Origin of the sequence: uncultured Winogradskyella sp. (assembly GCF_947498345.1) — a bacterium.
Lineage (GTDB): Bacteria > Bacteroidota > Bacteroidia > Flavobacteriales > Flavobacteriaceae > Winogradskyella.
Genome location: NZ_CANMJY010000004.1, coordinates 128,973 through 141,191, shown reverse-complemented (window position 1 = coordinate 141,191; position 12,219 = coordinate 128,973). Strand labels below are relative to the sequence as shown.

Below are 12,219 nucleotides of genomic sequence, written 5' to 3'. Positions count from 1 at the left end.
TTTTTCGGATAAGCAATTTCGGTAATTTTTTAAGACTATAAAAACTTTACCTGCAAATTATATGTAGCATTTGTAATAAAAATGTTACAATATTTTTATATCTGACAAGATGTTGAATATCTTTATAGAAAATCAAAAAAATGAAATCCATAAAATCTATATTGATCTTATTACTTCTCACAGTATTATTTTGCTGTAAAAATGAAAAAGAAAGTACTGATATTGTTGAAAAAGAAGATAAACTAATTATTGACGAACCTGTAAAAGTTATTCCTATAACCCACGGTACATTAATTCTTGAAACCGAAAATGATGTTATATATATTGACCCCACAGGAGGGCTAAAAGCTTTCAATAACCAAAAAGATCCTACTTTAGTTTTGATAACGGATATTCATGGAGACCATTTAAGTAAAAGCACCCTCGAATCACTAGATCTCAATAATGCAACGATTGTTGGACCTAAAGCAGTAACTGATAAAATACCAAGTACGACGTGTAAAACTATAGTAACTATAAATAATGGAGATACTTACATGCATGAAGCCGTTAAGATTGAGGCTATTCCTATGTACAACCTAAGAAATGAGGCTTTAGAATATCATACAAAAGGAAGAGGTAATGGTTATGTATTAAATATCGAAGAGGAACGCATCTATATTTCTGGTGACACAGAAGATATTCCGGAAATGAGAAGTCTAAAAAATATCGACAAAGCCTTTATATGTATGAATCTACCCTGGACAATGACTGTTGAAAGTGCTGCAAGTGCTGTTTTAGAATTTAAGCCTAAAACTGTTTATCCATACCATTATAGAGGGTCTGAGGGTATGAGTGATTTAAATAAATTCAAGAAAATTGTAAGTAAAGACAATAGTTCTATAAACATTGAATTTTTAGACTGGTATTAACAGATTAAATATGTTAAATTTTAGTATTGTTAACATGTTTTCAAATTACGTCCTTTAGCCTAAAACAGTGCGTTTCGTCGCATTATAAGACCCTTTTATCGATGAATTTACAAAAAATGTAAGGGTAAATAATTTAAAATTAAGCATTTACATTAGTATTTTTTACTATATTAGCACTGTAGAACCCAAATCTAACAATTATAACCATGCTTAACAATATGCTTTTCAAGGCTTTAGTTGTGACTACAGAACAACTAACTATGATTCTAATAGCTGTTGCTTCAATATTTCTTATTTTTATTATTCATGCCATTATAAAGATGTACAAATTAAAGGCTGAGAATAAGAAATTAATGGAAACAAATGCATTTCGTGATGCAGATGATTCCTACAAGGATTTTACAAGTAGCCATCTTTATGATATTGATAACTAATATTAATTAAACATCATAAAAAAAGCCTGCAAAATGCAGGCTTTTTTTATGATGTTAGCATCTGATCATTAGATGATTATCTTACTAATTTTTTATATTTAATACGTTTTGGCATTAAATCACCTCCTAAACGTTTTTTCTTATTTTCCTCATAATCACTAAAACCACCCTCAAAGAAATAGACTTGACTATCCCCTTCGAAAGCTAAAATATGCGTACAAATTCTATCTAAAAACCATCTATCGTGACTAATCACTACCGCGCAACCTGCAAAGTTTTCTAAACCTTCTTCTAAAGCCCTTAATGTATTGACATCTAAATCATTAGTAGGCTCATCTAAAAGTAAAACATTACCTTCTTCCTTTAAGGTCATTGCTAAATGTAAACGGTTACGTTCTCCACCAGATAACAGTTTTACTTTTTTATTCTGTTCACTTCCTGAAAAGTTAAATCGACTAAGGTATGCTCTAGAGTTTACTTGTCGTCCTCCCATCATTACTAATTCTTGCTCATCACTAAAGTTTTGCCAAATGGATTTTTCAGGATTAATATTTGCATGCTTTTGGTCTACATATGCAATTTTAGCAGTCTCACCTACTTTAAAATCCCCTTTATCTGGAGTCTCTTCTCCCATTATCATTCTAAAAATTGTAGTCTTACCTGCTCCGTTGGGCCCAATAACACCAACAATACCTGCTTGTGGAAGATTAAAATTCAAATCATCATATAACAACTTATCACCATAGCCTTTAGCTACACCAATAGCTTCAATTACGTTTGTTCCTAAACGTGGACCATTAGGTATATATATTTCAAGTTTTTCGTCAAGTTGCTTTTGATCTTGACTCATTAATTTATCGTAATTTTTTAGACGCGCTTTTTGTTTAGTTTGCCGTCCTTTAGCACCTTGCCTTACCCATTCTAACTCACGTTCTAATGTTTTTTGACGCTTAGAAGCAGACTTACTTTCTTGTGCTAAACGTTTAGACTTTTGGTCTAACCAAGACGAATAATTACCTTTCCACGGTATACCTTCACCTCTATCGAGTTCTAATATCCAACCTGCCACATTATCTAAGAAATACCTATCATGCGTAACAGCAATTACAGTACCTTTATATTGTGCTAAATGATGTTCTAACCAATGAACAGATTCTGCATCTAAATGGTTAGTAGGCTCATCTAATAATAATACATCTGGTTCTTTAAGTAATAAACGGCATAAAGCAACACGACGACGTTCTCCTCCAGATAATACTCCTATCTTTTTATCACCATCAGGTGTACGCAAAGCATCCATAGCGATTTCAAGCTTAGTATCTAATTCCCAGGCATTAGAAGCATCAATCTGATCTTGTAACTCGGCTTGGCGATTCATAAGTTTTTCCATCTTATCAGGATCACTATAAACCTCTTCTAAGCCAAACTGATCATTAATACTATTGTATTCATCTAGTATAGCTACTGTTTCTGCTGCACCTTCCCGAACAACTTCCATTACGGTTTTATTATCATCTAACTGTGGCTCTTGTTCTAAATAACCAACAGCATAGCCTGGTTTAAAGACTACTTCACCTTGGTAATTCTTATCAACTCCAGCGATAATCTTTAATAAGGTAGATTTACCCGAACCATTAAGACCTAAGATTCCTATTTTGGCTCCGTAGAAAAAACTTAAATAAATATTTTTTAAAACTGGTGTATTTGCGGATTGAAATGTCTTTGTAACACCAGACATTGAGAAGATTATTTGCTTATCGTCACTCATTATACACGTCCTTTTAAAGCATTAAACACCCAAGCTATAGCAAAAAAACCAAATCCAACCGTTGCAAAACCCCATCCTGCTACATCATCATACCTGTAAGCTCCCATTAATATTAATACTACTCCCATTACCAGCATAAGAACTGTAGCCCAAGCTAGTACTGTATTTTTATTCATCGCCATAATTATATTCTTAATTTTTAATCGTTAGCTAAAAACAAATATCGTGAAATAAACTAAAAAAGCATTCTAAAATTAGAATGCTTTTTCTACTATTAATTAATTGTTACCAATCTAACTCATTGGAACTTCAATCATGACCAGTTCAGAATTGGTTTTAGATTTAATGGATACATGATTTGTTTCTGAAATACCTACTGCATCTCTTTTTGTTAAAGAATTCCCGTCTATTTCAATATCACCATCAACAACAAAAACATACAGTCCATTATTTTGAGATTTAAAGTTTAAATCAATGGAGGCATCAGCATCTAAGCTAGTTCTGTATATATAAGCTTGTTGACTTATAGGAAGAGCTTCCCCTTCTAATTTATCCTTTGGAGCAACAACGGTCTGGATTTTATTTTTCTTACCTTCTTCAGAAAATTGCTTTTGCTCATAATTAGGTTTTACACTCAATTCTTCTGGAATAATCCATAATTGCAAAAAATTGACTTCATCAGTTTTACTATCATTAAACTCAGAGTGTGTTAAACCAGTACCTGCACTCATTACCTGAACTTCTCCTACTTCAATAGCGCGTTTATTACCCATACTATCTTTGTGTGATAAAGCACCTTTTAATGGAATTGAAATAATCTCCATGTTTTGATGTGGATGTGTTCCAAATCCCATTTTTGGCTGTACTACATCATCATTTAAAACGCGTAACATACCAAAATTCATACGCTCTGCATTTTGATAGCTAGCAAAACTGAATGTGTGATAAGACTTTAACCAGCCATGGTCTGCATATCCTCTTGTATCTGCTTTGTGAATTATAGTTTTCATTTTTCTTGTATTTATATTATTAACTTGCAGGAAGAAACCCCATTTTACCCATTTGGTAATCTCGCATTGCTTCCATTAATTCTGTTTGATTATTCATTACATATGGCCCATATGTTGTCACAGGCTCATTAAACGGCTCACCTGATAGAAATAACAATAAACTATCTGATGAAGCTTCAATTGTAAAACCATCCCCATCTTGATTAAACTGAATGAGTTGATTTTTATTTAATTCTAAAGTCATCTCTCCATTAACTTTCACTTTACCTTTTAATAAGTACAATAGACTTTGATGTGAATTTGAAAATGGAATAGACTCTAACCCTCCTTCTTTAGCTTCTATCAAGAAAGCGTTTACAGATGTCTGTGTAGCTATTCTTCCATAGGTATTGTTTAATTCTCCAGAAACTATTCTTGTTTCTACTTCATTATCTTCAGAAGTAACAACTCTAAAATCTTCTTGCTTTGCATGCTGATAGTTGGGTTGCATCATCTTCTTTTCAGCTGGAAGATTTAGCCATAGTTGAATACCTTCTATGGTTCCACCTTTATTAACGAATTCTTTAGTTGGCCCTTCTGCGTGAATAATTCCTCTTCCTGCTGTGGTCCATTGCACATCACCAGCTTTAACTACACTTTCATTACCTAATGAATCTCTATGTAGTTGTTCTCCTTGCACTAAAAATGTTATAGGTTCAAAACCTCTATGAGGATGTGGTCCTAAATCGAATGGATTACTTTTTTCATTGATTTCATAAGGACCATAGTGATGCAATAGAATAAACGGGTCAATCATATCTATGCCTTGTGTTGGCAATGGTTGACGCAAACGTATTAGCCCCATATTAACGAAGTCACTCCGTCCTACTCTTTTTATTGAATTTGTTTTCATGTGTTAATTCTTATTGTTTTTAAAAGTCACATGGAACATCTTTAAAATCATTATTTTATTATTAAATTCAGATAAAAGATGTTTCATTTTAGTTCTCTATCATTTAAAATATTTTCCATGGAAAATATTTAGTTAAAAAAACACGTTTAACGTTAACGCATTTTATCTAATAAATTACTTAATTGTTCTGCTTCTTCTTCATTTAAGTTTTTTAGCAATTCTTTATTTAAGTTTTTAGGTATAGAATCTAATAAGTCTTTACCTTCTTGGGTAATTGCAATTTTTACAACGCGCCTGTCATGCTCAGATGGTAAACGTTCTATATAATTTTTAGCACATAGTTTATCCATTAACCTAGTTGCATTCGGTGAGCGTTCTAACATTCTATCTTTAATGGTCTGAACTTTTAAAGGCTCTCCTGCACCACGTAATATTCTTAAAATATTGTATTGTTGAGGACTAATACCAAATTCCTTAAAAAATTCATTCTGGCAACTGTTAATCCAATTGGCTGTGTAAATAATATTAAGTAATGCCTTAATTCTATTATTTTCAAACTTTGAATTGATATCTTTTGCTAAATCACCCATATTAGAATCTTACATCATTATATTCACTTCGTTTCTTAAAAACTGCATTAGCAAAAGGGCAAAGCGGCATAATTTTGAGATTGTTTTCTCTGGCGTAAATTACAGCAGCTTCAACTAATTTATAACCCACACCTTGTCCTTTAAGAGATTCATCAACCTCTGTGTGGTCAATTATTATTTTGTCTGCTCCTGCATGACTATAGGTCATTAAACCGAGTTTCTTTCCATCAATTTCGTAAAAGAACTCACCTTTCTTTTCATTATCATTTTGTTGAATTTCCATATCTATAAGCTTTCTTCCAGTTGTTTTACTTCTTCTAATAATTCTTTATTTAGCTCCTCATTAATGATTTTCCCATCAGAAAAATTATCTCCGAATGATGGTAAATTAAAACTTCCAACTATATTACCTCCCATATATCCAAAACGTCCTTTAGCAATTTCTAATCCTGTAGAACCACCTCTAGCTCCTGGTGAAGTTGCCATCAATAACATTGGCTTATCACTCCAGAGTTTACCATCTATTCTAGACATCCAGTCAAATAAGTTTTTAAATACAGTTGCATAAGTTCCATTATGCTCTGCTAACGATAATACTATACCATCAGTAGATTTAATTAAATCTAAAAAAATTTGCGCATTTTCTGGAATACCATGAGATAATTCATGATCCATTCCATATAAAGGTAATTCAAAATCATTTAAATCTAACACATTTACTTCTACTCCATCAACTAAAGACGCAGCATATTTCGCTAACTCTTTATTTATAGATGTTTTACTATTACTACCTGCAAATGCTATTATTGTTTTCATATTCTATATTGTTTTTATTTGATTGTACAAATTTAGGAAAAAATAATTTATATTCCAAGGAATATATTTCCATGTAACTTATATTTAACGTTTCATTTAGAAATTAGCTTTATCAAATAATGGTAATGTTTCGTAAATTCGTGCAAAACAAAATTTAGGTATAACAACTAAAGACACCCACTTTAGTGGGCAAAACATATGGATATCAGATTCAATAAAAACGAAGATTACAATAAATTACAACTCTCAGATCTTAAAAAACGTCTAGCCAAAGTAAAACTTGGTGGTGGCGAAAAAAGTATAGAAAAGCATCATGGCAAAGGTAAAATGACTGCTCGTGAGCGTATTGATTACCTGTTAGACCCAAAATCTAAATCTATAGAAATCGGTGCTTTTGCAGGTGAAGATATGTATAAAGACTATGGCGGTTGCCCTTCAGGTGGTGTGGTTGTAAAAATTGGCTATGTTAAAGGTAAACAATGTATTGTTGTCGCTAACGACGCTACTGTAAAGGCTGGTGCCTGGTTTCCTATTACAGGGAAAAAGAACCTAAGAGCTCAGGAAATCGCTATAGAAAATCGATTACCAATAATCTATCTTGTTGATAGTGCTGGTGTGTTTTTACCTATGCAAGATGAAATCTTCCCTGATAAAGAGCATTTTGGTCGTATCTTTAGGAATAATGCTGTAATGAGCAGTATGGGTATTACACAGATTGCTGCAGTTATGGGTAGTTGTGTCGCTGGTGGTGCCTACTTACCTATTATGAGCGACGAAGCTCTTATTGTTGATAAAACAGGAAGTATTTTTCTTGCTGGTAGTTATTTGGTTAAAGCTGCCATTGGAGAAAGCATAGATAACGAAACTCTAGGTGGTGCAACAACGCATTGTGAAGTTTCTGGTGTAACCGATTATAAGGCTAAAGATGATAAAGATGCTTTAGATACTATAAAGAATATTGTAGATAAGATAGGTGATTTTGATAAAGCTGGTTATAATAGAACTAAATCCGCTAAACCTAAAGAAAACCCTGAAGATATCTACGGTATATTGCCTGCAAGCAGAGCTGACCAGTATGATATGAATGACATTATAAAGCGTTTAGTTGACTACTCTGAGTTTGAAGAATATAAAGCTGGGTACGGCCAAACAATAATCACTGGTTATGCGCGAATTGATGGTTGGGCAGTTGGGATTGTTGCTAATCAAAGACAGATAGTAAAGACTAAAGGAGCTAAGACTAAACCTGCAGAGATGCAATTTGGTGGTGTCATTTATAATGATTCCGCTGATAAGGCTACACGTTTTATTGCTAATTGTAATCAGAAGAAAATTCCACTTGTATTCTTGCAAGATGTAACTGGTTTTATGGTAGGAAGCAAATCTGAACATGGAGGTATTATTAAAGATGGTGCTAAAATGGTAAACGCTGTGAGTAATTCTGTAGTACCAAAATTCACAATTGTTATTGGTAATAGTTATGGTGCCGGTAATTACGCTATGTGCGGAAAAGCCTATGACCCTAGATTAATTGTTGCTTGGCCAAGTGCTGAACTTGCTGTTATGAGCGGTAAATCTGCAGCTAAAGTTCTACTGCAAATTGAAACCGCTTCGCTTAAAAAGAAAGGTGAAACCATTACAAAAGAAAAAGAAGAAGAGTTATTCAATAAAATAAAGTCGAGATACGACAATCAAGTATCGCCATACTATGCAGCTGCCAGAATATGGACAGATGCTGTCATTGACCCATTAGACACCAGAACTTGGATAAGCATGGGAATAGAAGCCGCAAACCATGCTCCTATCGAAAAACCTTTTAACTTAGGGGTTTTACAAGTTTAAAAATGAAAGACGATTCAAATCAAAAGAAACAGCCTCTATATGTTATAGTATTATTAATCCTAGCTGCAGAGGCTATTTTTATTTTACCGTTTGTTTTACAACGAATTTTCAGAACCACATTTCTAGAATCTTTTTCTATTAATGATACTGAAATAGGAAGTTGTTTCGCAGCTTATGGTACGGTTGCCTTGGTATCCTATCTTTTTGGAGGTCCATTAGCAGACAGGTTCAAACCAAATGTATTAATGTCTGTTGCGCTTGTCCTAACAGCCTTAGGTGGTTTTTATTTAGCAACATATCCTAACCTCTATAATCTTCATATACTTTATGGCTTTTGGGGGGTTACAACTATTTTTCTCTTTTGGGCTGCTATGATTAAGGCTACCAGAATTTGGGGAGGTTCTAATAAACAAGGTATCGCTTTTGGTTTTTTAGATGGTGGCCGAGGCTTAGTTGCTGCTCTTTTTGGCTCAGCTGGAGTGATAATTTTTTCATTATTTATTACAAAAGAAGTAGAATTGACTTCTATTGAAGAGCGTCGTATTGCTTTTAAACAAGTCATAACTTATACTTCTATTGCCGTATTATTAATAGGTTTTATCGTTTATTTCTTTTTGAACTTTTCAGAAACTAATACTATTGATTCTGAAAAACCATCGAAAATATTAACCTTAGAGAATTTTAAACTAGTCATGAAGTTTAAAGCAGTTTGGCTGCTCATGGTTATTATTCTTTGCGCTTATTATGGTTATAAAATGACTGACCTTTTTAGTAAATATGCCGAACAAGTGATGAACTACAATAAGATTGAAGCTGCTAAAGTTAGTACATATTTACTATATATGCGACCAGTTGTTGGTGTTGTTATTGGTTTACTGGCTGATAGAACTAAAGCTTCTTTATGGATTGTTATAGGTTTTTTATTAATGGCAATAACGAGTCTTATATTCTATTTAGGAATCATTGATGATTCTACCACATTATTATTCATATTATCCATCGGAACTATGGCTTTAGGTGTGTATTCTGCTCGAGTATTGTATTTTGCTACACTTGAAGAAGCTAAAATACCATTAGCTGTAACTGGCACAGCAGTTGGCTTTATCTCAATAGTAGGATATACACCAGATATTTTTGCGGGTTTATTAATGGGGTATTTCTTAGATGCTAACCCAGGAACAATTGGGTTACAGAACGCTTTTGGTATAATGGGACTTTTTACTTTAATAGGTTTGATAGCTTCATACTTGTTCTACAAGCATTCAAAATCAAAAATAGCCTAATTCCCCTGATGCCCTTTAACTCTTGGAATAGTTAATAATTTTGTTTGACGACCATTGACATATCTAAAACCATTTTCGCTCCAAAACCCAGCTTCCTCGAGCATGATTCTTATATCACGTTTCCATTCTGGGATAGTTACTGTGGTATTTAATTCAATAGCATAAACTGTATTTTCATGTAATGGATAATCGCCATTTACAGGTACACCACCTTGAGAATCCCACATTCCTATAGTGGTTCCAGAAGAATGTCCATATGTTCCTAATGGATGTGTATAAATAGCAGGTCGCAAACCCTTAGCCTTACCCTGCTCTAAGGATTCTTTCAAAACTTCATTTCCAGTTTTACCTGTTCTAAAATTTGATGTAAATATATCTTGAACTCTATTACCGTCTTTCAATGCATTTTGTAAATATTCCGGGGGCTCTGCTTCATTAGGTTTTAAAACATAGGCTAATTCCTGACAATCCGTATTTAACCGCAAATACGTAATTCCGAAATCACAATGCAATAAATCCCCAGGAAGAATTACCATATCTTCTGGTCGGTTTGAAAATGCATATAAATGATTACCTAATTCTTCTGCTGTACGCTGTACATCTACAGTTGGATGAAACCACGTTTCTAAACCTAATGCCGTAACTTTATCTCGCATCCACCACTCTACATCAGTTGTGGTTGTAATGCCAGGAGTAATTACCCTTTCTGAAAATGCTTCAGCAATAATATCGTGGGTAATGTCTACCAATTGATTGTAAATAATCATTTCAGTTTCCGTACGTGTTTCTATCCATCCAATTGCTAATTGTTCAGCCGACATTACTTTAGCTTTATACTTTTCAGGAAGGTTATTCATAAAAGCATCGTAGTCTGTCTTTACAATGCCATCACAAATATTAAAGCTTTCAGAATAATTTAATCCAATGGATTCTGGGTTTCGTTCTTCAATAATTTCAGTCAAACGCTTCCATTGATTAGGTTCTTTTTCTTTATCCCATGCAGAAATTATATTTTCACCGAAGTTATATCTGGCTACTGCCAATTTTTCAATCGTATCTTGTTCTTTATTTCTATAAAAAACCAAAATTGTTCTACGTCTTGCATTAAGCCATGTTGCAGGCAACATTGTTTTTAAAACTGGATCCTCGTTATATTCCCGAGAAATTAAAATCCACATATCAAACCCGGTATCGTCCATCAATTTTGGTAACAGATTATTGAATCTATCCTTTAAGATATTATCTATAACTTCTGCTCTCTGACGCTCTGGTAGGATTTGCTGAGCTTCCAGGTTGATACAAATAAAAAGTATGAATATAAATAGACGTTTCATGTTGGGTATAATTAGGATTACTAAAATACCTAAATCTTAGGCATAAAAAAAGAGCACCTTTTGGTACTCTTTAATTTGCGTGTGTTTATATGCTTTTAGTTAGCCTCAGCCTCTCGCTTTGCTTTCTTTTCTTCTCTAATTTCTTTAAAACGCTCAATTGCCGAACCAAATACCCAATAAGGAATAACAAATGTTAAAAGGAATATCATTAACCAAAACCCTATTGTTAGTATGGTTAAAAATGCTAAAAATCCTAAATACTGATCAAATTCGAACATAATTGCGCTTAATTTTTTACTTGCACAAAGATATAACCAAAATATAAGTTTTACAACAGCAAAGTTGAGATTTATTAACACGAAATAAACAGAATAAACTTATCTCTTCTTCAACGTTTTAATTACAGGTTTTTAACATGGTATTCTACTAAACCATCTATTGGTCGTCTTACAAAATTACCTACCTTAAAATTATATTCTGCAGCGACTTCTTTAATTTCATCCTGCGAAAAATAAGCAATAGACCCTGCAAAATGAACCGGAATGCCTGTACTTAATTCTTCTTTAAACTGAAGAATCATATGCTCTGTGAATTTTCGCAACCCACGCTTAATTAAATTTTTAATATAATCTGAATCCTTATTTAAAAACATAAACTCTGCAAAATTTGCTAAATATGCATTAGGATTGGGTTGTTTATACAAATTATATTTGATGTAATCAGCCTCCAAGTTATATTTATGATCAAATGCTAATTTTAAATAGTGAGGCATTATTTCGAAATAATAATCTCGGATTAATTCCTTACCATAATAATTACCACTAGCTTCATCCATTAAGGTATATCCCAGGCTCAAAACACGTTGATGAAGTTTTTCACCATCAAAATAGCTACAATTAGATCCTGTGCCCAGTATACATACTACAGCAGCTTCATCATTGGTGTTGATACAAGCTCTTACTGCTGCCATAGTATCTTCTTGAACCTCGACTTTGGCATTATAAAAAATGTCTTCTAAGATTGATTTTAATATAATTCTTGGGTTTTCAGTTCCGCAACCTGCACCGTAGAAAAATACATGAGTTACATCATTACTCATGGCTAAGAGTTCATCACTCTTACTTATAATTTTATTTAGCTTCTTTTCGCTAAGTATAGCAGGGTTTAAGCCTTTTGTTCTAATTTTTTGAGTTGCGAGGTTTCCGCTTTCGTCAATTGCAATCCAATCGCATTTTGTAGAACCGCCATCTGTAATTAAAATCATAGTAAAAAAATTAAAAATTCCGTAGATATGGGTAATTCATAATCCTACGGAATTTCTGAATTAATTGTAAATCTA

At 33.1% G+C, this 12,219-nt stretch carries 14 protein-coding genes; 4 read left to right on the top strand and 10 right to left on the bottom strand.

The features are described from left to right. The first annotated feature begins 140 nt into the window (after positions 1–140). On the top strand, positions 141–911 hold the full coding sequence (locus Q0912_RS07090; protein WP_299113471.1) for an MBL fold metallo-hydrolase: 771 nt from the start codon (positions 141–143) through the stop codon (positions 909–911). 206 nt (positions 912–1,117) lie between these two features. Then, complete coding sequence (locus tag Q0912_RS07085) at positions 1,118–1,345, top strand: hypothetical protein (protein WP_299113469.1); 228 nt, start codon at positions 1,118–1,120, stop codon at positions 1,343–1,345. Positions 1,346–1,421: 76 nt separating this feature from the next. Here Q0912_RS07085 and ettA read toward each other — a convergent pair whose 3' ends face one another. The 7 genes from ettA to Q0912_RS07050 form a co-directional block, all read right to left on the bottom strand. Further along, positions 1,422–3,113: an energy-dependent translational throttle protein EttA gene (gene ettA / locus Q0912_RS07080; protein WP_299113467.1), complete on the bottom strand. Its 1,692-nt coding sequence runs from the start codon at positions 3,111–3,113 to the stop codon at positions 1,422–1,424. Continuing rightward, complete coding sequence (locus Q0912_RS07075) at positions 3,113–3,295, bottom strand: CAL67264 family membrane protein (RefSeq protein WP_299113465.1); 183 nt, start codon at positions 3,293–3,295, stop codon at positions 3,113–3,115. Before Q0912_RS07075 ends, ettA begins: the two co-directional genes overlap by 1 nt. A 111-nt stretch (positions 3,296–3,406) precedes the next feature. Further along, positions 3,407–4,123 carry a pirin family protein gene (locus Q0912_RS07070; protein WP_299113462.1) on the bottom strand — a complete coding sequence of 239 codons (717 nt, stop codon included), beginning with the start codon at positions 4,121–4,123 and terminating at the stop codon, positions 3,407–3,409. Positions 4,124–4,142: 19 nt separating this feature from the next. Further along, positions 4,143–5,015: a pirin family protein gene (locus Q0912_RS07065; RefSeq protein WP_299113459.1), complete on the bottom strand. Its 873-nt coding sequence runs from the start codon at positions 5,013–5,015 to the stop codon at positions 4,143–4,145. 152 nt (positions 5,016–5,167) lie between these two features. Further along, positions 5,168–5,605: a MarR family transcriptional regulator gene (locus Q0912_RS07060; protein ID WP_299113457.1), complete on the bottom strand. Its 438-nt coding sequence runs from the start codon at positions 5,603–5,605 to the stop codon at positions 5,168–5,170. 1 nt (position 5,606) lies between these two features. Next, the gene (locus Q0912_RS07055) at positions 5,607–5,888 is read right to left on the bottom strand and encodes a GNAT family N-acetyltransferase (RefSeq protein WP_299113454.1); all 282 of its coding nucleotides are present in this window, start codon (positions 5,886–5,888) and stop codon (positions 5,607–5,609) included. A gap of 2 nt (positions 5,889–5,890) precedes the next feature. Continuing rightward, positions 5,891–6,421, bottom strand: a complete 531-nt coding sequence (locus tag Q0912_RS07050) for an NAD(P)H-dependent oxidoreductase (protein ID WP_299113452.1) — start codon at positions 6,419–6,421, stop codon at positions 5,891–5,893. Positions 6,422–6,619: 198 nt separating this feature from the next. Here Q0912_RS07050 and Q0912_RS07045 point away from each other — a divergent pair, with 198 nt between their 5' ends. Beyond that, a complete protein-coding gene (locus Q0912_RS07045) occupies positions 6,620–8,263 on the top strand; it encodes a carboxyl transferase domain-containing protein (protein WP_299113450.1) in 1,644 nt (547 codons plus the stop codon). Between the two features lie 2 nt (positions 8,264–8,265). Then, the gene (locus Q0912_RS07040) at positions 8,266–9,546 is read left to right on the top strand and encodes an MFS transporter (RefSeq protein ID WP_299113447.1); all 1,281 of its coding nucleotides are present in this window, start codon (positions 8,266–8,268) and stop codon (positions 9,544–9,546) included. Here Q0912_RS07040 and Q0912_RS07035 read toward each other — a convergent pair. The 3 genes from Q0912_RS07035 to Q0912_RS07025 all read right to left on the bottom strand — a co-directional run bounded on the left by Q0912_RS07035 (position 9,543) and on the right by Q0912_RS07025 (position 12,144). Beyond that, positions 9,543–10,880, bottom strand: coding sequence for a M24 family metallopeptidase (locus Q0912_RS07035; protein WP_299113444.1), 1,338 nt, complete (start codon positions 10,878–10,880; stop codon positions 9,543–9,545). The genes Q0912_RS07040 and Q0912_RS07035 overlap by 4 nt on opposite strands. A gap of 95 nt (positions 10,881–10,975) precedes the next feature. Further along, on the bottom strand, positions 10,976–11,158 hold the full coding sequence (locus tag Q0912_RS07030) for a hypothetical protein (protein WP_299113442.1): 183 nt from the start codon (positions 11,156–11,158) through the stop codon (positions 10,976–10,978). 122 nt (positions 11,159–11,280) lie between these two features. Continuing rightward, positions 11,281–12,144, bottom strand: coding sequence for an N-acetylglucosamine kinase (locus Q0912_RS07025; protein WP_299113440.1), 864 nt, complete (start codon positions 12,142–12,144; stop codon positions 11,281–11,283). Positions 12,145–12,219: the final 75 nt, after the last annotated feature.

Excerpts from the sequence above, each read along its gene's own strand:
- Q0912_RS07085 (WP_299113469.1), top strand. The coding sequence starts at position 1,118 with ATGCTTAACAATATGCTTTTCAAGGCTTTAGTTGTGACTACAGAACAA.
- Q0912_RS07065 (WP_299113459.1), bottom strand. The coding sequence starts at position 5,015 with ATGAAAACAAATTCAATAAAAAGAGTAGGACGGAGTGACTTCGTTAAT.
- Q0912_RS07050 (WP_299113452.1), bottom strand. The coding sequence starts at position 6,421 with ATGAAAACAATAATAGCATTTGCAGGTAGTAATAGTAAAACATCTATA.
- Q0912_RS07090 (WP_299113471.1), top strand. The coding sequence starts at position 141 with ATGAAATCCATAAAATCTATATTGATCTTATTACTTCTCACAGTATTA.
- Q0912_RS07055 (WP_299113454.1), bottom strand. The coding sequence starts at position 5,888 with ATGGAAATTCAACAAAATGATAATGAAAAGAAAGGTGAGTTCTTTTAC.
- Q0912_RS07040 (WP_299113447.1), top strand. The coding sequence starts at position 8,266 with ATGAAAGACGATTCAAATCAAAAGAAACAGCCTCTATATGTTATAGTA.
- ettA (WP_299113467.1), bottom strand. The coding sequence starts at position 3,113 with ATGAGTGACGATAAGCAAATAATCTTCTCAATGTCTGGTGTTACAAAG.
- Q0912_RS07070 (WP_299113462.1), bottom strand. The coding sequence starts at position 4,123 with ATGAAAACTATAATTCACAAAGCAGATACAAGAGGATATGCAGACCAT.
- Q0912_RS07060 (WP_299113457.1), bottom strand. The coding sequence starts at position 5,605 with ATGGGTGATTTAGCAAAAGATATCAATTCAAAGTTTGAAAATAATAGA.
- Q0912_RS07045 (WP_299113450.1), top strand. The coding sequence starts at position 6,620 with ATGGATATCAGATTCAATAAAAACGAAGATTACAATAAATTACAACTC.
- Q0912_RS07075 (WP_299113465.1), bottom strand. The coding sequence starts at position 3,295 with ATGGCGATGAATAAAAATACAGTACTAGCTTGGGCTACAGTTCTTATG.
- Q0912_RS07035 (WP_299113444.1), bottom strand. The coding sequence starts at position 10,880 with ATGAAACGTCTATTTATATTCATACTTTTTATTTGTATCAACCTGGAA.
- Q0912_RS07030 (WP_299113442.1), bottom strand. The coding sequence starts at position 11,158 with ATGTTCGAATTTGATCAGTATTTAGGATTTTTAGCATTTTTAACCATA.
- Q0912_RS07025 (WP_299113440.1), bottom strand. The coding sequence starts at position 12,144 with ATGATTTTAATTACAGATGGCGGTTCTACAAAATGCGATTGGATTGCA.